This window comes from Ktedonobacteraceae bacterium (assembly GCA_035653615.1).
Taxonomy (GTDB): domain Bacteria; phylum Chloroflexota; class Ktedonobacteria; order Ktedonobacterales; family Ktedonobacteraceae; genus DASRBN01.
Genome location: DASRBN010000015.1, coordinates 316,517 through 336,687, shown reverse-complemented (window position 1 = coordinate 336,687; position 20,171 = coordinate 316,517). Strand labels below are relative to the sequence as shown.

Here is a 20,171-nt window from a genome sequence, read left to right as displayed (position 1 = left end):
AGTAAGATAAATGGCCCGAAAAGGAAACAAATGGGCGAATCCAAACGTCAATAACAGCGATAAAGTGGTAATCTACGTAAAATTGTAATGCCTGGCGCGTGTTTTAATGTAAGGGCGTACCCTTGTGGTGGCCCTCCCATTAGAATCGAAGCTCAATCTGATTGAAGGTGTCTATGCTTCAATTGTTACAAATGTGGGCACTGGTGGAAGTGTTGGGAATCATCTGCCTGCCATTAACTATCACCGTATTTCATAATCTGCCAGACCGCGGCTGGGCTTTTACGAAGGCTATCGGCATAGCGCTGCTTGCATTTTGCGTCTGGTTGCCGTTAATGTATGTGCAAGCTCTCCCATTCAGCCAGTTATTTATTTCCGGCGTTTTGCTCGTCCTGGCAGCCCTCAATCTGATAGGTTTTGTGAAAGTATGGCGCACGCTGGTACAATTCGTGCGCTCCAATATTTCTTATATCATCGTCTGCGAAGTTGTCTTTCTGGGTATGGCATTCTTGCTGGGCTGGATTCGATCCTATGGGCCGGATATTCGCATCAATGAAATGTTTATGGACGAGGGATTTCTCTCGGCGATCATGCGCAGTCCCCATTTTCCGCCCAATGATATGTGGCTGGCCGGTTACCCAATCAACTACTACTACTACGCCCACTATACGATTGCGGTGCTGGCAAAATTGTTGGGCCAACCCTCGTATGTCGCATTTAATACTGGCATTTCTACCCTCTTCGGCTTAACAGCGATCAACCTGTTTGGCGTCACCTGCAATATCGTGGCCTGGGCACGCTATCGCCGTAAGAGAGAGCTTGCGACGGTTGGGGGCCCTAACCAGGTCGGCCATGTCATTCTGAGCGCAGCGAAGAATCCGCCTCCGTGGCCCCAGAGATTCTTCGCTGCGCTCAGAATGACAAGGGTCACGGCTGCTTCGGCCCCTACGGCACCCCAGCGCAATGCTCGAGCCGAGCGTCCCGATAGAGTATTCCCGCCGTTACTTGGAACAGTTCCATATGGGCTACTGACCCTCGTCATGGGCCTGATTCTCGGTAATCTTGCCTCGACACAGCAATGGTGGATACAGCATGGAGACCTGCCCCCATATTACTGGTATGATCCATCACGTGTGATCGATAAAACTATCAACGAATTTCCCGCTTTCAGCTTCCTACTCTCGTGCTTCCACGCGCACGTGCTGACGCTGGCGTTTACAATTGTGGGTATAGCCCTGGGGCTGAATCTATTCCTTGAACGTAATGGAAGAGGATTGTTTGCCTTTGGGCGCGGCTGGCGGCTGCCGTTCACACTTGGCATGACGGCGGTAATTATCGGTGGTCTCTTCACTATGAATGGATGGGATCTGCCAACCTACCTGGGTATCGCGCTCATCTGTATCGCTTTGCAGCAGTGGCTGGCCTATCGCTCGCAGTTCAGCCTCTCCCTGGTGCTGGATGTCATTACTGCCGGGTTAGCGCTTGGCGCATTGTCGTTTTTCCTGTTCGCGCCGTTCTATATTAATTTCATCTCACCGTCGCAGGGCATTGGCATTGTTGGTCCGGCAGACCGCTCTCCGCTTGGAGACGAAGTACTCATTTATGGTATTTTCGCCTTTATTTTCATCTCATTGCTCATAATCACGCTGTTCAGAAAACAGACTGCTCCAGGTTTCGTCGCAACGGGAGGTCTTGTGGCGCTGCATGCACCGGGGAATGCTTCCAATCTGGATCAGAGAACTGCTCGTAATGGCGGGCAGGAGTATAATCAGGCAAATTCCCATAATACCGTAGGGGCCGATTTATCGTGCCCAGCGCCGATTTATCGGCCCGCCCCCTCCACCAGTGGTACATTGATGCCTGATGGTGGGCGAAACCGCCTGCAACCGGCCACGAATATCGAATCTGGAAAACTTACCAGTGAATTTGATAATATGCTTGCTGCTCCTGAAAGCGATGAAGTAGCCATGCATGATAGCCTGGAAATGCCTACAATAAGTCCGCTGCCTGGTAATGGTCGCTCGTCTGAAGACAACACTGTTCGTCGTAGTTACTGGGATATGAGACTGATCGTGGTATTGATCATCCTGGCAGTTGGGCTTGTGACGCTCGTGGTCATGAAGAATAGCCTGACGTTTGTGGTGACAGGGAGCATCGCGGCAGTAGGAACGATGCTGGTACTCACCAATCTGCGTGATCGCCCGCGCGCTTTTACGATACTTCTGGGTACGGTAGCATTTGCGCTCGTCGCTATCTGCGAGGTTTTCTATCTGAAGGATGTCTTCGCGGATAATTTCCCGCGCATGAATACCGTCTTCAAGTTCTATTTCCAGTCCTGGGCGTTGCTCTCCGTGACCTGCGGCGCAGGACTGTACTTTATTATGGAGCATTTTCGACCGGCGGCAAATGCGACGGCGGAGCAACGTTTCACGCGCAAGACGGCGCAGGTGGTCTGGATGGCCGCGCTGTTTTTGTTCCTGGTTGCGGGCTTGATCTACCCTATCGTCGGTAGCTACCAGCGCACTGGTCAGTTCGCGTCTCGCACGAATAGCCTTGATGGGCTGGCCTATATGAAGATTTCCGACCCCGCCGACTACTACGGCATCCAGTGGCTCAATAATAATATTCAGGGAGACCCGGTTATCGTAGAGGCTGTAGGACCTGACTACAGTGACTACGCTCGCATCTCTGCATTTACGGGTTTACCAACCATCATGGGATGGGTCGGACATGAATACCAGTGGCGAGTGAACTGGCTGAACAGGCCTGCCAATGCCGCCGATTTCGACCGCCGGCAGAACGACGTTACCAGTATCTATACAAATAACAACCCTGATGTCGTTTTATCCTTGATGGCTCACTACAATGCCCAATATCTATATGTTGGGCCTCTAGAGGAAGAGACATACCTGGGTGCTAATCTGCATCGTTTCAGTTCATTTATGCAGGTAGTCTATTCCGACCATGGTGTGACGATTTATAAGGTGAAATGAAGTTTTCGGGTTATAATAAGTATTGATATCTCCCGGTGTAGGGACAGCGCCTGGCGCCTGTCCTCAAACCGGAAAAATGTAGGGGCAGCGCCTGGTGCCTGTCCACGTGAGGAGTAGTCCTTTGAAGAGTTACGAAACGAGGCCGCGCAAGAATACGGAAGAGGTAGAGGATTCTCTAGTAGAGGCCGATTCTACCACAGAAGCGGAAATGGCAGAGGTCGGAATAATCAATGAAGAAATCGACGTGCCCGGCGCTGAGATTACCGACCTGGATGGTGTTGAGCCGCCTCCTACGGAAATCGAAGCTGAGCAGCCTACGCGCCGCAAGTGGTCGATTTCTCCGCCTACACGCGAGCAAATTCTACAATGGGCTCCATTCATTGGCGTGATCATACTGGGAGCGGTGCTGCGTTTCTGGGGGCTTGGCGATAAACCTCTTCATCATGATGAAAGCCTGCATGCCTACTATTCGCTGCAATTGCTCCATGACCTGGAAACATGGGGTAATTGTATCAATCCGCCTTATCCTGGGTACACCTGCTATACCTATGATCCACTCCTGCACGGGCCGTTTCAATTTCATCTCATCGCATTCGTCTACTGGATCAGCCACCTGGTGGGCGCTCCTGATAACGGCGTGAATACGACCACCGTGCGCATCGGAGCCGCTACCCTTGGCACGATCATTGTTGGACTGCCCTACTTCCTGCGCGACTATCTTGGCAAGATTGGCGCCTGGCTAGCCTGCTTTCTGCTGGCCGTCTCTCCCAGCATGGTCTATTTCTCTCGTTTCGCGCGTGAAGATATCTACATGGCCTGTTTTACGCTGCTGATGGTGGTCGCCATTGCGCGCTACATCCGCAGTCGCAAGATGCGCTGGTTCGTAATTGCTGCCGCTGCCTTCTCGCTCTCCTATGCTACGAAAGAGGCCACGTTTTTAACCATCGGAGTCTTTGGCAGCTTCTTAGGCGGCCTGATCGTCTGGGAAATAGGCAAAAGGTTCCGGCTCAGTTCGCCGGATCAAAAAAGGACGCTCTCCACGGCCCTGGTTCCGCGCACGCTCGCGCCGATTTTCCTGGTACTCTATGTCGTGATTGCCGGCATAGCGGCTAAAATCCTGCTGCGCTGGCTCGATTACCTGGCGGTTTATACCACTGATCCCAAGACGCAGCCCATCTCTGACGCATTTGTGCAGGGATTGAAAGACAAGACCGTCGCCATTGTGCCCTGGCTCGGCATTCTGCTTGGCGTCTACGTCCTCAGCATCCTGGGGCGCGAAATGTTCGGCAAAATCCCTCCGCAGGGACGGCGTGGCCTTGCTAAAAAAGTCAATCCAAAGCTACAGCCGGTGCTTGATACTATTCTCACTATGCCGTGGACGCACTGGTTCTTTGGTATCCTGGTCGCCTGGACGATTTTCCTGGTCTTGTTCACCGTCGAATTCACCAATATTCGCGGTGGTATCGGCGATGGTATCTGGGCCGGACTCTACTACTGGATACAACAGCAGCAGGTTGCACGCGGCGGCCAGCCCTGGTACTACTATTTCCTGCTCATCCCCCTGTATGAGCAAATAGGAGTCGTCTTCAGCATCGTAGGCATCATCCGTTGTATTGCCAAACCCAATCCATTCCGCCTCTTCCTGTTGTACTGGTTCGTAGGCAACGTCTTCATCTACTCCTGGGCAGGTGAGAAAATGCCCTGGCTGATGATTCATATGACGATGCCCATGATGATCCTGGCAGCCATTGGCCTGGAGCCGGCGGTGAGGACGGTTATCGTCATGGTGAAAAATCGCCTGGCACAGCAGAAAGAGCGTACTTCGCGCTCGACATCAATCGCTTTGAACGGCGCAACTAATGGTCAACTGCTGCCTCCACGCCCGCGTCGAAAAGTGGGGGTATTGGCGGGCAGCGCAGCAGTTTTCGGCGTCGTCATGGCGGTATTGCTGCTACTGCCGACCCTGCATAACATGTACGAGGTCACTTATGTACATGCCGCTGATGGGCCGCACGAGATGATGGTCTATGTGCAGACTACCACCGATATCAACATCGTGATGGCGAAGGTCGATGAACTGGATCAGAAATACTATCATGGCGATCACCAGATGCCTATTGCGCTGACTAACGATGCCACCTGGCCGTTCGCCTGGTATGTGCGCGATTATCCCAATATATGTTTCAACTATCCCACCGGTTGCCCGAACTGGCCGAAGAATATCCCGGTGATTATAGGCGGCGGGGATGACCCCTATGCCCTTGAGACGCAGTATGGCGGGCAATATGCGTGGCACCAGTACCATATGCGTACCTGGTGGGATGAAGGATACAAACCACCACCGTGCATTCCCACAAAGGCAAACAACAACTGTGCCGGCCAGCAAACATATGGCGGTGTTGGTCCCGGCCTCTGGCTCAGCTATGGCGACAACCCACCGCCGGGAGCAAAGTTTAACCTGGGCCTGGCCGTCAATAACATCTGGCAATGGTGGTGGAATCGCAAAGCTATCGGCAGCACCGATGGAGCCTACGATATGGTGCTGTTTATCCACAAGGGACTCGATGTAACGCCGTAGCCTGTAAGCAATGCCAGAAGACAGAACCGGCACCCGCGCGGGTGCCGGTTCTGTCTTCTGGCATTGCTTACAGAAATCCCTTTTCTCTCAGAAACTCGACCAGTGCCCTGGCCAGCTCCTCCGGTGAGCCCTCCACGAGGCGCGTCTTGTGCCCGGCTGCGCCTCCGGCAATGATTTCTCCAATGCGTTCAAACGCGCTGTGGCGGCTATCGGGAGCAGCAATCCTTCTTGGGCGCGGGCGAGGCACGTATATTTCCAGCAAGGTGGTTTCCTCTGCTTCTGCTCCATCCGCCTGGTCGATTAATGGCAGAGGATCAATCACCGGGATGGTGGCTTTGAGAGCAGCCAGGTGGGCTGGCAGTGATGGATAGCGTGGTTCATTCAAATCGCCGGTGACGGTCAGCAAAACCGGCAACTCCGCCTCAAGCACTTCCCGGTAGCCGCGTTCGAGCCTGCGCGTTACCTGCAACTTTATAGTATCCTGCCCCTGTTCGCGTAGCGCGTGTAACTGCATCACACCCGTAATTTGCGGGAGAGCGAGTTTTTCGGCGAGGGCGGGTCCAACTATTCCCGATGACCAGTCGCTACTCTTATCGCCGCATAGGACCAGGTCAGCTGCTGGCACCTCTCTTTGAATACAGGCGCCTGATGCGGCTACGACCGCAAACGGCCCCCAATCACCAGCCTGCGGATGCCAGAGCCGCAGCGCTGTATCGACTCCGATAGCCAGCGCTGCCCGCAGTGCCCCTTCGGCATCCTGCGGCCCCAGCGTAATCGCGGTGACGCTGCCGCCGAACTGCTCTTTGAGACGTACAGCTGCTTCAACGGCGCAGGCATCCGCCGGATTGAGTATCTGTACGAAGCGTTCGTAGTCTGGCTGTCCCGTAATAGGGTCTATGTAGACCGAACTGCTGTCCGGTGTTTGTTTGATGCAGACGCATATATGCATACTATCTGGTATCGTTCCCTACAGACTAATCTCCACTTCGCCTTCGATCTCCACCGGAATGCCAAATGGTAACTCCGCCATACCCACTGCCGAGCGCGCGTGCTGCCCTCTCTCGACTCCGTACAGTTCGATAATTAAATCGGAGAAGCCGTTGATCACAGCCGGTTGGCGGTTGAAACCGGGGGCCGAGTTCACCATACCGTGTACCTTTAACCACGCGGTCACACGGTCAAGGTCGCCAATCGCCCTTTTCAGATTGCCCAGTATTGCCAGAGCCACCAGGCTGGCAGCGTGGTACGCCTCTTCTACCGATACCTCCGTGCCGACCTTTCCCAGTGGCCCGGCAAGCGAACCATCGGCATTTTGCGGGCCGTGCCCTGAAATATAGGCACGATTGCCATGCACGCGCACCCAGGGAAATGGTAACTCCAATCCAGCAGGAGTCTTGAGCGGCTCGGGCAGCACAAGTCCGAGCGATTCCAGTTTCACCTCGATTAACATTGTTCTTCTCCTGTCGTGTTAACTCAGGGCCTTTAACTCACAACTCCTTCATTTTGCTCCATCTTATTCTACAAGACAAGAGGTAGTGCGAACTACTATCGTCCGTACTACCTCTTAATCAAGTGAGCTGTGCTTTATTTAGTTCTGACAGTTGTTATCGTCATTACTGGTTCCGGGCAACTGTGGATAGGTTGCATTTGCCAGGTCTAAGCACATATCGTTTGCTACGGTTGTGCCAACTTGCATGAGCCAGACGTGCCTGTCGGTTGTGAAGCCTGGCTGAACGCCGGGGCCTTCCATAATAATCATGACGTTCTGGTCTGATGCGCCACGCCCACCGTGTTCCGCTAACTTGCTAAGTGGTGGGGTGTCATACACGACAGCCTGTGTGCCATTTGATCCGTCTGTTGGCCATACAATAAAGTCAGGGGTACGATACTGCGGAGTGACCATATACTGTCCCAGACCTGAGGCTGGCGTTATTGCCTGAATGCCGAATTGGGACATGTTCTGCGGTGTGCTCAACAGGTTGATGGCTGCCTGTGCCTGCGAGGGATTCTGTAACCAGACAAGAGCGACACGGTCGGTTGTGGTTTGATCGGTCGGTATACCATGATCGTTCAAATACTGGTCGATGCTACCGGGACCATGATCTGGAATGGCCTCGGTCAATGCGGTATTGCCATGATCGTTGACAATAGCAATCTCAGTCTGATTGTAAATGCCAACGCTTTTGAGTAGTGCTACTGTCTGAGCAATCTGATTGTCCTCGAACTGGATCGTTGAAGCGACCTGCGGGGAGTTGATCCCATATTCTTTCATAATGCTATTGGGAGCAACTGCATAGAGACCGAAGACGTTGGGTCGATTAGGCCCGGAGTTGATCTCAGCGCGCACGGTATTAAAGTTCATCTGGTCGTATTGCTCAGGTGTCCCCTGGAAATCGGCAAATGTTGGGGTTTGTAGATTATCAACTCCCGGCCCGCTATATACGGAACAGGTATTGGGGCCATCTAAAACGTCGTAGGCCGGGTATTTGGAGATAAATGCTGTACTCAAACCACCAGCTTTGGCCGCTTGAAATAGTGTGCATGCGCGTCCAACATTGCGATCCTCGGTAATACCGGGCGGTAGGACGGGAGTTTCGTCGAGTTCGATCAAATGGTTATATTGTCGATCCCAAAAAGTTTCGTAGGGAAACCCATGATGGGAGGCGTCAGTTCCGGTAAAAATACCCATGATGTTGGTAATCGAATCGGCAGGTACCTGCGCTTGAGCATTGGTATAAGAGGCCCCACTCGCTTTCAAACTGGTCAGAAACGGAGCATTCGTGGCATTATACAGCTCAGGATGACCGCCATCAAGAATAACGATAAATGCATATTTTGCCGGTACGCGGTTATTACCGTTATCAGCATGCGCAAAGGTATGGTTTTTGATCAGCAACCCCGTTGCAATACTGGCGACGAACAGAAAAAGCAGTCCCCCTCTGAAAATCCACCTACGAAAAGAGATAGGTGTTCTGGTCATGAAACAAACTCCTCAAAATTACAACTGTTACGAAACTCTACAACCAGATAGAGTTTAATCAATGCTCATCATATAACATGAATGAGAAAATTAAACAAGAGGATTAGGCAATCTGGGTTGTATCAGGTATTTATACAGCGTACAGGGTAGTGGATGGAAAAGAAGTAAAGAAAACCGGATAGGTGCAAAAAGTAAGCTTTTATTAAATAGACAAATTTCCTATTCTTAAGTGGAGAATGCACATTATGCTTGACAAACCGGTGTGCATTTATGATATTCTCTGCAAAGGGGTCATGAGAGCCTGCTTTAGTTTAGCTCGCAGTTTTCCAGTTTTTGAAGATACACGGTCAATGTCGTCTGGAGGAATGAATATTTAGGGAATGCTCTGGTGGGTCTTTTCGTTGGTGTAAATAGGGCTCCTATAAATCAAGAGGATCAGAGCTAAAAGGGTAGAGCTGATGGATAGTAATGGAGCGAATGGTGACGTTTCTCGGCCGGGGGCAGGTCGATGGCCATTAATGATAACCGCACGATTGTTTCAAGCTGCGGCAAATATGCGGCAGATAGATGAACTATTTCTATGGCTAGCTAATGTAAGTGTGCAAAACCTGGATGTTCAAGTTGCCCAATTCTGGGGATTGCAAACAAATCGTACCGGTGAAGTATTTACTCAGTTACGTGCCTTAGTTTTTCAGGACAACTCATTACCTCAGCATGTTGTTACAAATAACCATGTTGTAACGCTGGCCGGAAACGTCCTGAATCAGCGGCGTGGTTTCATGATGCAGAAGGTGAGCAACCTGTTTTCCCCGTTCCAGGCTGATCTTCTGGCGCGTTATGGATTGAACTATTGCTCATGCTACTTCCTCAGTAGCGCTCTATTACTTCCTCCTGCCTACGATCCATCTTCTCAGGGGCAACTGTTACCCATGCCTCTAGCACTGGCTGTGCTCCTTTTCCTGCGGCAGGTTCCTTCACAAACCACTATCTCGGCATTGGGACTTGTGCTGGAGCAGGCGATACAGGCTGCCGGTACGTATGGTCTGCTCCAGCCTCCTGCTGCGACAGGGAATCATTCACTGAGGAATGGATATGCTCAGCAGGAGCCGCGGTCAGCTTTACCAGAACTCATTCCCCATCGTTATGAGGACGATAAGCTCTTGAAGTCGAGCAATCCATTTGCCGGTTCAGGCGCCATTACGGATAAGCAGGCCCGTCGCCTCTATAATGCTGTAGACGGTCATAGAGCCGTGAAAGAGATCTGTGAAGTGACCGGTATGGATGCAAAAGAGGCACGCAGGGCGTTAAAGATTCTCATGGCTCAGCACCGGATTCAGTTCTATACCCCAGGTGGTCAATTAGTGGATGACTCGGCATTGCAAGATGTGCTGTAGTGCTTTTATGTAAGGAGAATATTTGTATGGATATTGCTAATCTGCTTTCGCTCACGCTATTTTTCGTTTCCCTGTTCATTTCGGTGCGCGCGTTTTATCTTTATATACAGGCGCGTAGCCGGCGCATTTTCATTCTAGCGTTGTCTATGGGAATGATTGCGCTGACGGCAGTAGCCGGATACGCAGGGGATAATGTTACAAGTATTAGCCTCAATGTTGATTGGTTCAATTACATTGGGCAGACAGTGAGCTTTATCTTTATCTTGCTCAGTTTTTTCCGCAACTCCGATGAATACCTTCGTAGTCTCATGCGTTGGCATATTGTAGTATCTCTATTACTCCTCGTTTTGTTATTCCTGGCGCCGGTATTGCCACCTGAATTCCCCGCACCTGCTGTCACGAAATCTATTCTCAGCGGTTCGCGCGGCTTCATCTGTTTTGTCATCTTTTTCTACTACGTCTATGTTTTTATGAGGAAAGAGACGCGCTTTAGCCTGCTCATGGGCATTGCCTTTCTCTTGCTTTGCCTCGGCTACTCCATCATTATTCCGAAATATGTGACACCGAATGATGCACTGGATCAAAATGGAGATTTGATTCGCATAGCAGGTCTCCTGGTTCTATTCCTGGCAGTGTTATTGCCAGAGCGTTCGCAGCAGAGTTACGCGGAAACAGGCGCATAATTCGGGTCTGCATCCCTGGGGAGGTAGGGGCCAGATTCATCGTACCCTGGAGTGGAGCCATCCATCCCCACTCCCCTGAAATATGGAGAGCCATAATTCTCGATATGCGCATAGCCCTCTCTGGTGTTGTATAATAGCTGTGTTGCGTGTCCTGCCATCCGATTTGTAATTAGACGCGGCTAGTTTTTCTCAACTCAAGGGGGATCTCATTGATGAAAAATTTCAACGCTCTTCTGCGGAGAGGGGCACTTGTAGGGGCACTTCTTTTCCTTATGCTTGCAATGAGCATGGCGTCCAGTCTCCTGGTAAAGGGTTCTACCTCTATTGCACGTGCTGGTGGAGATACTGAACCTGCTAAGTATTCCTTTGTCGTATTTCTTGATGGCGTTTTGCCAGGGATGATTACAAGTAAGGATGCGCCATTTATTACCAGCCTTGGACAGACGGGGGCGCACCTGACAAACGCGGAAACGGCAGTGCCGGGTGACTCGATCACCGATATTACGGCGGACCTGACCGGGACGTATCCAACTCAATCGGGGATGATCTACGAAACGTTTTATGATCGTCATTACAATCAGGTGATTGAGTTGGATGAGACACCTATGCTTCCGCCAGGTTTCACATTAAAAAATGCCGGTAACCTGCTCTATGCGGAGACGCTGTTCCAGGCCGCTAAGGAGGGGGGTCTACGAACAGAGTTTATCTCGAAGTATCCCGCGTATAGCATTGAGAATGGTCCAAAGGATCTTGGACCTTCACCCAGCATTGATATACTGCGCACACCTACCTTCGCCAACTTCAAAGGTACGCCGCAGCAGTACGATCATAAGAATTTCGATCACCTGCGTGCAGATATTCTGTCGGGGTCGAATCGCCCGAATCTCTTCGTGATCTACGCGGTGGCTCCTAATAGTATTGAGAAGCAGTATGGTATCAATGCGCCGCAGGTCGCTCAGGCGATTTCATTTGAAGATAACGAGATAAAACAAACGGTGGATACTCTCAAGCAAGCAGGCATTTATGATCAGACCGATATTGTTGTGACGGCCGATCATGGAAATACTGCTGTGAATACTGCTATTCCTGATAGTGGGCCAGGGAGTATCCAGCAGTACCTGGACGATCATGGTATACCGGTCATTCAGGCAACAGCTGACCAGGTGTATCTCGTATGGTTGCAGGACCCCTCGCAGACGAAGGCGGCTATCAAGCTGCTCTCTCCTCCATCCGTGAGGCGGCAGTTCGGCATCAGTTACTTTCTGAATCAGGATCAGTTGGAGGAACTTAACGCGGCTCCTCAATACCGGACGCCAGATTTTGCCATTCAGCCAACTATTGGCCGTCATGGAACTCCTGCTGTCGTCTATACCAGCCCTCCGCTCATGAAGCACGTGGAACATGGCGGATTTAATGCGAGCGATATCAGGGTCCCGTTATTCATTTCCGGCCCCGTCATTAAGCAAGGGGTTTCAATTGACGATCACGTGTTCGACATGCAGATTGGCTCAACTCTGGCCTATACGATGTGCCTGAACCTGAAAACAGCTACCTTGCCACCGCTTAGTGAGGCCCTTAGTGGCCAGGTAGATTGCGACGGCCATGGAGCGCAAAAGATTTCTTACCTGGATGTTCTGCCTTTCTCTGTGCCTTTGCTGGCAGTACTGTTTGCTCGCCCATGGTATCTGGGTCGCCGTCGTACAGTAACTTATCCCCAGGGATAGTGTTATCGTAGTTGCTGTGGCAGATACGCATATGCTAAAGGTGCTGGCAAGTGTTCTTTCAGCACCTTTAGCATCCATTAGGGGCATTCAAATATTTTGAAAGAGGGTTATACTTCCAATGGCTCAATTACCGGTAGTCCTCATTATCGATGATAGTGTACCGTCACGCCTTTTAATGGCAAGTGCTCTTCAAAATGCCGGGTATGATGTGATAACGGCGTCAGATGGGCCTGAAGGAAGGATAAAAGCACTCAAGCAACATCCCCGTTGTATCATATTGGATGTGGTATTACCAGGAGTCGATGGATTCAGGCTATGCAGGCAACTGAGAGCATTAGATCCATATCGTAAACTCTCTATCATTCTGGTTAGCGTCAAAAATACTGCCCTGGATCATAGCTGGGGGCTACGCCAGGGCGCTGACCGTTACTTACCCAAACCATTTTCAGCCGAGGAGCTCATCAAGGTTGTTGGAGAAGTAATCGCTGAACACTCTTGATATTCTCCTTGCAGATCAGCATGCCTCGAACATGCCGGTATCTTTCGTAATATGGATTGCTCCATGCGCCGCCAGTTCATTTTCAAGAAATTGGGTGAATTCCGCGATCTTGTTCTCAATGGCAGCCTGTCCTGCTGTTGTCGATAGCACGTAGTCCACGAGAGGGCCAACCTCGGTGACGACCAGCCCATCTTCGTAGCGGTGCAGCGTAATTGTCTTAAACCAGGGCGCGATTTGTTCTGCTCCATTCTCCAGACCAAATTGTAGGGAAAATAAGTCGCCACGTGGGTCAGGCAGCGCGGGATTGAATTTTTTGAGCAACTGGTACAGTTCCTGCATATGTTTCTGGCCATTGGTGACGGCATAGAATTTGCCACCTGGCTTTAGCACGCGACGAATCTCCGACAAGGCTTTCTGGCGGTCGGGCACGTGATAGAGCATGTGGTTGGCAATCACGGCATCAAAATGAGCATCCTCGAAAGGGATAGACTGGATGTCAAATAATTGGAAGCTGAAATGTCCCTGAACCTTGCTCAGATTGCGTTGTGCCTCTTGCAGCATCCCTCCTGAGAAATCCGATAACGTGATATCCCAATTTTCAGGAATGCGGTCTCTGTTTTGCGTCCATAAATATCCAGGCCCGCAGCCCGCTTCGAGGATGCGCGCCGGATGAGGGATGCTGAAATGATCGAAGACCCAGCGATGAAAAGGATAGGTGTTGGTGCTGAAAAGCTGGTGAATGCGGATGCGCGCCTGCAGATTCGAGGAATCTTTGTACTGGTTTGTCCGCAGATATTCCTGAAACTGGTTTGTTTGACGATGTTCCTGGTCAGATGCCGCCATGTAGCAATCCTTTCATTGAGAATATTTAAGATGCGCGGAAGCTAACTCCCCAGCCGCCACGCGGATAATCCCATTCGATAGCTTTGCGTTCGCAGGCGACATAGCAGGTACCGCATTCCAGGCAGTGCTCGTAGGAGAAGTGCATCTCGCCTCCCAGCAACTCGAATAGACCGGCAGGACACACGTAAACGCAAGGAGTGGTATCACACTCTTTGCATGTTTCGCTATTGACGCGAATATGCGCCGTTTTATCGACTTTGAAGCGTACCAGTTCCAGCCGCTCCTCAATGGGTTGCATTCATGACCTCCTGCTGCTACCTGACCTAAAAGAATAGGGCGCGTGCAGCCTGCCAGCCGTCGCGTACCAGCGTGCGCAGCGGCACTTTCCCCCGCATAGTTTTAAAGATAGTGCGTCCCAGCTTGCTGCGCGGTGTGCCATTCGAGCGAAAGACATTCTCTGCAGCCTGGCAGAACAATTCAGGATAGAGGTTCTGCAAGCGTTCGTTATTGACAAAATCAGGAGCGCGGTGGAAGCGTTTCAGATCTTGCAACACAAAGCTCTGCTCGAGCCGCTTGCGATAGCGCGACATGCTGAGCGCCGAGAAATCGGACTCGGCATGGGCCTGCTGAATCGTCTCTGCCGCGGCCAGCCCTGAAGCAATCGCGAAGTTCATACCTTCCAGAAAAATTCCGGCGGCAAAGACAAAACCTGCCGCGTCTCCCACCACCAGCAAACCACCTTGTGAGAGCTTGGGCAGCATAGCCCAACCGGCTTCAGGAATCATATGCGCCGAATATTCCAGCGTAACGCTATCGCGCACCAATGGGGCAACTGATGGATGCTGCTTGAACTGATCGAGCAACTCATAGGCTTTGAGGCGCTTTTCGGCCAGCGATGCGATCTGCGTAATCACACCAATGGAAAGCGTGTCGCGATTGGTATAGAGGAAACCGCCGCCTTTGACATTGCCGGTGGCAAATCCCACGAATTCATTGGCCATGCCCTCATCACCGGTCAGATTGAAGCGTTCTTCTATGGTGTCAGCATCGAGCCGTAGAATCTCCTTGACGCCCAGCGACATTTCCTCAGCGCGAAACTCACGTTGCAAGCCGGCTTTCTTCGCCAGAAAAGAATTGGCTCCATCGGCAGCAACCACCACCGGCGCGTAAAGCTCTCCATCCTCGCGGCGGCAGCGCACACCAATCACCTGCTCTCCCTCGTAAAGCAGGTCGTCAACCACGGTCGAGGTGATGAGCAGCGCGCCCTCCTCCTCGGCTTTGCCGGCGAGCCAGCGATCAAATTTGGGGCGTAGCACCGTGAAGCCGTTATAGGGCGGGTGCGCGAAATGACTCGTGCGAAAATCGACCGAAAGCGCGGATTCCTCGCCCAGGAAGGTGACGACGCGCCGTGTCAGGTAGCGTTCAACGGGCGCCTCTTCCCAATAATCCGGCAGCAGACTGGCCAGTAGCTCAGGAGCATAGAGCGCGGCCCCCGACACATTCTTGGCGCCCGCGTATTCACCGCGCTCGATTAAGGCTACGGATAATCCGGCGCGGGCCATCGCCAGCGCGGCGCTGCTTCCCGCCGGTCCGGCGCCCACAACGATGGCGTCGAATTGCTGTGTTGTCTTCATGCGCGGCACATTCTTACTCAAGTCCATTCGTTCATGCGATGGCCTCATGATACACGTTGTCTAATCCAAATGCAAGCCGGGTTACTCTGGTTATTCTCCAGATGTGAGCCAGGTGACGAGAACCGGAACGGCTGGACGACTTGGAGTGAGAGATTCTTCGCTGCACTCACCTTTGGAGAATCATCGGGGGTTACTCCAACTCGCGCACCTCGCGCACCAGCAGAGGGATCAGCACAATTGCCAGGTTGAATATGCCGAAGACAATGAAAACCATTGCCGGGCCGATGCGGTCGGTCAAGATGCCACCCACTACCTCACCGATGGGAATCATAATAAAAGAGCCGAGCGAATCCAGGCTGACTACGCGCCCCAGCTTATCGCTGGGAATCGTTTCGTGCAGGATGGTGAACCAGATGGTATTGAAGAAAGCCAGCCCGAAACCGACCAGCACACTGGCCAGAGGCGCGATAACCGGCGCGAACACACGTGGAAATGGCAGGCCGAAAATCAGGATACCAATGCAACTCAGGGCGGTCGAGAGATAGGCCAGCAGGCCACGCTTTTTGATGCGCGTAGCCTGGCCGATCAGCACGAGCGCCAGGAATGAACCAATGGCTCCCACTCCACTGATTAGACCGAGCAGCCATGCACCCTGACCGTAGACATCATGCACTAGCTTGGGCATGGCAACCGAAAGTGCGGCAACAAAGCCAACATTGAAGAGCGCGAAATTGGTGATGCTTACCCACAGCCATCGCGAGCCTCGTACATAGGCCAGACCCTCCCGAACATCGGCAATCACACTGCGAAAGCCTTTGCGCTTTGCGAGCAGTTCCTCTTGACCGCCTTCGTTCGTGGATTGCTGAGTTTCAAGCGCGTTGAGCATATGCCGTTCAGGAATATGGACGGGCAGGAGAAAGGCGACCGAGACGAAGTAGCTCAGGGCATTGGCGGCAAAAGCACCCATCGGGCTGAACAGGGCGATCAGTCCGGCGCCCAGTATCGGACCGAGCAACTGCGCCAGGTTGCCACTGAATGAGATCAGCGCATTTGCCGAGGCCAGTTGCTCTTTTTCGACAAGGTCGGGCGTTATCGACACCACTGCCGGGTTGAAGAAACCATCCACAATGCCAAAGATAAGCGATTCGACGACCAGGTGCCAGAATTGCAACAGACCCGTAAAGCCGAGAATACTGATAAGTAGCACAACTACGCCGCGCCCCCCGTCTGACCAGAGGATAATCAGACGTCTCGGCATACGATCTGCGGTCACCCCTCCAATCAACAGGAATGCCAGCCGGGGAATGGTGCTTGAGACAAGTACAATGCCCATGGCGGTGCCGGAATGGGTCATCAGCAGAACCTGCCATGCCAGGGCGATATAGAATATGCCATCTCCCAGGCTAGAGACGCTCTGCCCTATCCAGACCATCCTGAAAGAACGGAATTTTAATGCGCTGACAGATTGAAAGCGTTTACTTACAGCCGCAATCATGAGCGTAAAATGCCTTATTGACCATGCACAAGCACGATCTTACCGATTGGCTCGCCCGATTCCAATATGCGATGCGCCTCTGCTGCCTGTTCCACCGGCATCGTGCGGGCAATAACGGGAGCAATGGCCTTTTCGGCGATCAATTGCAAGATGCGCTCCTCGTTTTCGGGAGATGTATGTAACACGCCACCTCCAATTACCACAGTGCGTTTGAGGCGCCATGTTTGTGTATCGACGGTGGCCTTTTGACCGCCCAGGTTGCCGATAAGCACCACGCGTCCATCGTTCAGGCAAGCATCGAGGCTGGCCTGCAAAGTTGTGCTGACGAGTTCGATCACCAGATTCACGCCGCCAGCTTTTTGAACTGCCTGTCCAACATTCTCTTCTTTATGATTGACCACCAGGTCGGCTCCTAAACGGCGCAATTCACCAGCCTTGTCTCTGTTGCTGGCAGTTGTCGCTACCCAGCATCCGGCATGTTTGGCGAGCTGTATCGCAATTGAACCTACACCACTCGAACCGGCCCAGATCAACACACGCTCTCCCGCCTTTAAATGTCCAAGATCAAATAATGCCCCCCAGGCCGTCGATGAAGTCAGGCCTGCCGCTACTGCCTGCTCAAATGTGACTCCATCAGGAATGCGTACAAGATGCGAGGCAGGTACGGCCATTTTGCTTGCATATCCGCCGCCGCCTTTCGCCGAGACTGCATTGGTAGTCAGCACTCGTTCGCCAGTGTGAAACCCGTTACTATCCTGCACGACAATACCGGCAGCTTCCAGGCCAGGAGTAAACGGCAGTTTGTTAACAGGGCGGCTGCCATCGCGTTGAAAAAGGTCAAGATGGTTAACCGTGGTTGCTTTGACCTCGATTAGTACATCATCTGACCCTGGAACGGGATCAGGCACTTCGGTGAGTTGTAAGACCTCAGGCCCGCCATATTGGGCAAACTGTACGACTTTCATATGTATCCCCTTTCGTTAGTACTATTCTACTTGAACGTCCCGGATTCGAGAGGTATCCTTTCCTCTTTGGCAGCGGCGCGAGCGCTCAGGATGGCTCAACCCGTTGGGATTGAAGCATATCCGCTGTCAGCAAAAGCACCTGGCTCGCGTCTCCGAGCAAGCCCAGGTCGGCCAGCGCGAAGATAGGAGCCGTCCGGTCTGGATTGATGGCTACAACGGTCTGGGCCTCGCGCATGCCGCTGATATGCTGGGCCGCGCCGGAGATACCACAGGCGATATAGAGTTTTGGATGAACACTCTTACCGGTAGCACCAATTTGCCGTGCCTGCTCGACCCAGCCCCGGTCGGTCGCCACTCTTGTCGCGCCCACCGCCGCGCCAATCATGCGCGCAAAGTCGGCAATATGTCTGAACCCCTCCTGTCCCACTCCGCGCCCGCCAGCAACGATTCGTTCAGCCGCATCCAGTTCGATCTCCTCTGGTGAAGGTGCCTGCAAAGCAAGACGCCGGATGCGCTCCTGCCCGGGACCGACAACAATCTCCGGTATCTCGCGTTTGATCGCCAGTGTTTGGGATGCACCTTGCTCGTTTTTTACCGGTGTACCGCGCACTCCTGGCACAAGGGTTGCCAATCCGGTTTTCCCATGCAATTCGGTGCGCGTCTGGACATAAGCGCGTCCTTCATAGACTGAGCGTAATGCTAACAGAGAATCGTTGTGCAGTTCGACTCCAAGGCAGCCCGAAACGAATGGAAGATGTAATCGTGCCGCGAGCCGTGGTATCCAATCCCGACCGTATAGCGTGTCGCTGGCCAGCACAAGTGAAGGATGCTGCTGCTCTATCAACCATGCCAGGGCGCTGACATATCCGCCGGTTGTATACTGAGCCAGCAGTGGGTGCTCCAGAACGTAGAGGTTGTGCATGCCTGGATTTGCCAGATAGGTCGTATCCGGCAATGGCATGCCGGGAGCAATGAGAATGACCGCGCATACTTTTTCCTGTTGGTGCTTTCGCGCAATTTCGACCAGTTCGGCCAGCAACTCGTCGCTATTCTCATGAAACGCAATGCCATCATATTCAAGCACAGCCCAGATTTCGGACATGGCTTCACCTCCGTTAGAGAGTATATCAGGCATGATGGGCGGCTGCAAGGCGAATCTCCTGGACAATCCCTCCTGGTTAAAAGTACCAGAAGCCTTTTTAGAATGGTACAATACCTTTATGGTTGCCAGGTTCCATCATTTTTCTTAGAAGAGAGGCTACATGACCACTACGAATACCCTTCCTATCATCATTGGGCATAATGATACATTACTGAGTCTTTATCTTCCTGAGCGTGGGGGAGGACGCAGCTTTTTTGTACGCAGCGATAAGGGGCATATCGATCTGCCGCGCGCGCAGGCGGCTGGCCTGGCAGGGGGATTCTTCGCGATCTTCGTCCCCCCAGAGTCGCATGGGGAGGCGGCTCCCCGTATGAATATCAAGGTAACCGAGAACGGCTACGAAATACCGATGCAAGCGCCAATCGATCCCACTTATGCTCAGCGCGTGACTATAGCAATGATGGCGATTCTATTTCGTCTTGAAGCCGCATCCGAGGGACAGCTCAAAGTCGTGCGCACAACGGGTGAACTTGAGAAATGTGTGCGGGAAAGAGTACTTGCGGCCATCCTGCATTTCGAGGGGGCTGAAGCGATTGATCCGGGCCTGGATGCGCTCGAAGTTTTTTACCAGGCGGGGCTGCGCTCACTGGGCCTTGTATGGAGTCGCCCTAACATCTTCGCGGAAGGCGTGCCTTTCAGGTATCCTCATTCTCCCGATACCGGACCTGGATTGACAGAAGCGGGCAAAGACCTGGTGCGTGCCTGCAATGAACTTGGCATCATGCTCGACCTCTCTCACCTCAATGAGCAGGGTTTCTGGGATGTCGCCCGCTTATCGAACGCGCCACTGGTGGCAACACATTCCAATGCGCATACGATCAGCCCCTCAACACGCAACCTGACAGATAAACAACTCGCCGCAATTAAAGAATCGGAAGGCCTGGTGGGTTTGAACTTTAGTGTTGGTGATCTGCGCCAGGATGGACGTAATGACCCTGACCTTCCGCTTGCTAAAGTCGTCGATCATATCGATTATCTTGTCGAGCAGCTGGGAATTGATTGTATCGCGCTGGGTACCGACTTCGATGGTACGCGGGTTCCGCTGGAAATCGGCGATGTGACCGGCTTGCCGGGGCTGGTTCAGGCGCTACGCGAGCGTGGATATGACGAGGAAGCACTACACAAGCTTGCTTACCAGAACTGGATACGTGTTCTAAGCAAAACGTGGAAATAGCAAGAGCAGGTTAACCCCATCATTTGTCTTATGTAGTTTTATATAAGACA

16 protein-coding genes are annotated in these 20,171 nt (G+C 52.4%); 7 read left to right on the top strand and 9 right to left on the bottom strand.

Annotated features, from left to right (window positions below; all coding sequences use genetic code 11):
• Nucleotides 1-173: 173 nt before the first annotated feature.
• Together VFA09_09015 and VFA09_09010 are read left to right on the top strand one after the other, a co-directional pair.
• Nucleotides 174-2,990, top strand: coding sequence for a DUF2298 domain-containing protein (locus tag VFA09_09015; protein ID HZU67407.1), 2,817 nt, complete (start codon nucleotides 174-176; stop codon nucleotides 2,988-2,990).
• A gap of 121 nt (nucleotides 2,991-3,111) precedes the next feature.
• Entirely contained in the window at nucleotides 3,112-5,568 is a 2,457-nt protein-coding gene (locus VFA09_09010) for a flippase activity-associated protein Agl23 (protein ID HZU67406.1), read from the top strand.
• Between the two features lie 67 nt (nucleotides 5,569-5,635).
• Here the strand turns inward: VFA09_09010 and VFA09_09005 are convergent, their stop codons facing one another.
• The 3 genes from VFA09_09005 to VFA09_08995 form a co-directional block, all read right to left on the bottom strand.
• Nucleotides 5,636-6,517: an electron transfer flavoprotein subunit beta/FixA family protein gene (locus tag VFA09_09005; GenBank protein ID HZU67405.1), complete on the bottom strand. Its 882-nt coding sequence runs from the start codon at nucleotides 6,515-6,517 to the stop codon at nucleotides 5,636-5,638.
• Nucleotides 6,518-6,535: 18 nt separating this feature from the next.
• Complete coding sequence (locus tag VFA09_09000; GenBank protein HZU67404.1) at nucleotides 6,536-7,018, bottom strand: RidA family protein; 483 nt, start codon at nucleotides 7,016-7,018, stop codon at nucleotides 6,536-6,538.
• A gap of 138 nt (nucleotides 7,019-7,156) precedes the next feature.
• Complete coding sequence (locus tag VFA09_08995) at nucleotides 7,157-8,548, bottom strand: alkaline phosphatase family protein (GenBank protein ID HZU67403.1); 1,392 nt, start codon at nucleotides 8,546-8,548, stop codon at nucleotides 7,157-7,159.
• A gap of 554 nt (nucleotides 8,549-9,102) precedes the next feature.
• On the opposite strand from VFA09_08995, the gene VFA09_08990 reads away from it, so the two are divergent.
• From VFA09_08990 to VFA09_08975, 4 genes are all read left to right on the top strand, one after another.
• Entirely contained in the window at nucleotides 9,103-9,942 is an 840-nt protein-coding gene (locus tag VFA09_08990) for a hypothetical protein (protein ID HZU67402.1), read from the top strand.
• A gap of 26 nt (nucleotides 9,943-9,968) precedes the next feature.
• On the top strand, nucleotides 9,969-10,625 hold the full coding sequence (locus VFA09_08985; GenBank protein HZU67401.1) for a hypothetical protein: 657 nt from the start codon (nucleotides 9,969-9,971) through the stop codon (nucleotides 10,623-10,625).
• 272 nt (nucleotides 10,626-10,897) lie between these two features.
• The gene (locus VFA09_08980) at nucleotides 10,898-12,349 is read left to right on the top strand and encodes an alkaline phosphatase family protein (protein HZU67400.1); all 1,452 of its coding nucleotides are present in this window, start codon (nucleotides 10,898-10,900) and stop codon (nucleotides 12,347-12,349) included.
• A 118-nt stretch (nucleotides 12,350-12,467) separates the two neighbouring features.
• Nucleotides 12,468-12,848: a response regulator gene (locus VFA09_08975; protein HZU67399.1), complete on the top strand. Its 381-nt coding sequence runs from the start codon at nucleotides 12,468-12,470 to the stop codon at nucleotides 12,846-12,848.
• A gap of 15 nt (nucleotides 12,849-12,863) precedes the next feature.
• Here the strand turns inward: VFA09_08975 and VFA09_08970 are convergent, their stop codons facing one another.
• The 6 genes from VFA09_08970 to VFA09_08945 all read right to left on the bottom strand — a co-directional run bounded on the left by VFA09_08970 (nucleotide 12,864) and on the right by VFA09_08945 (nucleotide 18,887).
• The gene (locus VFA09_08970) at nucleotides 12,864-13,691 is read right to left on the bottom strand and encodes a methyltransferase domain-containing protein (GenBank protein ID HZU67398.1); all 828 of its coding nucleotides are present in this window, start codon (nucleotides 13,689-13,691) and stop codon (nucleotides 12,864-12,866) included.
• 25 nt (nucleotides 13,692-13,716) lie between these two features.
• The gene (locus VFA09_08965) at nucleotides 13,717-13,989 is read right to left on the bottom strand and encodes a 4Fe-4S dicluster domain-containing protein (GenBank protein ID HZU67397.1); all 273 of its coding nucleotides are present in this window, start codon (nucleotides 13,987-13,989) and stop codon (nucleotides 13,717-13,719) included.
• Nucleotides 13,990-14,014: 25 nt separating this feature from the next.
• Nucleotides 14,015-15,325 carry an FAD-dependent oxidoreductase gene (locus tag VFA09_08960; GenBank protein ID HZU67396.1) on the bottom strand — a complete coding sequence of 437 codons (1,311 nt, stop codon included), beginning with the start codon at nucleotides 15,323-15,325 and terminating at the stop codon, nucleotides 14,015-14,017.
• A 190-nt stretch (nucleotides 15,326-15,515) separates the two neighbouring features.
• On the bottom strand, nucleotides 15,516-16,820 hold the full coding sequence (locus VFA09_08955) for an MFS transporter (GenBank protein HZU67395.1): 1,305 nt from the start codon (nucleotides 16,818-16,820) through the stop codon (nucleotides 15,516-15,518).
• A gap of 14 nt (nucleotides 16,821-16,834) precedes the next feature.
• Entirely contained in the window at nucleotides 16,835-17,785 is a 951-nt protein-coding gene (locus VFA09_08950) for a zinc-binding dehydrogenase (GenBank protein ID HZU67394.1), read from the bottom strand.
• A gap of 85 nt (nucleotides 17,786-17,870) precedes the next feature.
• A complete protein-coding gene (locus tag VFA09_08945) occupies nucleotides 17,871-18,887 on the bottom strand; it encodes an electron transfer flavoprotein subunit alpha/FixB family protein (GenBank protein HZU67393.1) in 1,017 nt (338 codons plus the stop codon).
• Between the two features lie 160 nt (nucleotides 18,888-19,047).
• On the opposite strand from VFA09_08945, the gene VFA09_08940 reads away from it, so the two are divergent.
• Nucleotides 19,048-20,121 carry a dipeptidase gene (locus VFA09_08940; GenBank protein HZU67392.1) on the top strand — a complete coding sequence of 358 codons (1,074 nt, stop codon included), beginning with the start codon at nucleotides 19,048-19,050 and terminating at the stop codon, nucleotides 20,119-20,121.
• The last annotated feature ends 50 nt before the right edge of the window (nucleotides 20,122-20,171 follow it).

Coding starts and splice junctions, on each gene's coding strand:
- VFA09_09005 (HZU67405.1), bottom strand. CDS start 6,517: ATGCATATATGCGTCTGCATCAAACAAACACCGGACAGCAGTTCGGTC.
- VFA09_08985 (HZU67401.1), top strand. CDS start 9,969: ATGGATATTGCTAATCTGCTTTCGCTCACGCTATTTTTCGTTTCCCTG.
- VFA09_08970 (HZU67398.1), bottom strand. CDS start 13,691: ATGGCGGCATCTGACCAGGAACATCGTCAAACAAACCAGTTTCAGGAA.
- VFA09_08965 (HZU67397.1), bottom strand. CDS start 13,989: ATGCAACCCATTGAGGAGCGGCTGGAACTGGTACGCTTCAAAGTCGAT.
- VFA09_08990 (HZU67402.1), top strand. CDS start 9,103: ATGCGGCAGATAGATGAACTATTTCTATGGCTAGCTAATGTAAGTGTG.
- VFA09_08980 (HZU67400.1), top strand. CDS start 10,898: ATGCTTGCAATGAGCATGGCGTCCAGTCTCCTGGTAAAGGGTTCTACC.
- VFA09_08955 (HZU67395.1), bottom strand. CDS start 16,820: ATGATTGCGGCTGTAAGTAAACGCTTTCAATCTGTCAGCGCATTAAAA.
- VFA09_08950 (HZU67394.1), bottom strand. CDS start 17,785: ATGAAAGTCGTACAGTTTGCCCAATATGGCGGGCCTGAGGTCTTACAA.
- VFA09_08995 (HZU67403.1), bottom strand. CDS start 8,548: ATGACCAGAACACCTATCTCTTTTCGTAGGTGGATTTTCAGAGGGGGA.
- VFA09_09000 (HZU67404.1), bottom strand. CDS start 7,018: ATGTTAATCGAGGTGAAACTGGAATCGCTCGGACTTGTGCTGCCCGAG.
- VFA09_08940 (HZU67392.1), top strand. CDS start 19,048: ATGACCACTACGAATACCCTTCCTATCATCATTGGGCATAATGATACA.
- VFA09_09015 (HZU67407.1), top strand. CDS start 174: ATGCTTCAATTGTTACAAATGTGGGCACTGGTGGAAGTGTTGGGAATC.
- VFA09_08945 (HZU67393.1), bottom strand. CDS start 18,887: ATGTCCGAAATCTGGGCTGTGCTTGAATATGATGGCATTGCGTTTCAT.
- VFA09_08975 (HZU67399.1), top strand. CDS start 12,468: ATGGCTCAATTACCGGTAGTCCTCATTATCGATGATAGTGTACCGTCA.
- VFA09_08960 (HZU67396.1), bottom strand. CDS start 15,325: ATGAAGACAACACAGCAATTCGACGCCATCGTTGTGGGCGCCGGACCG.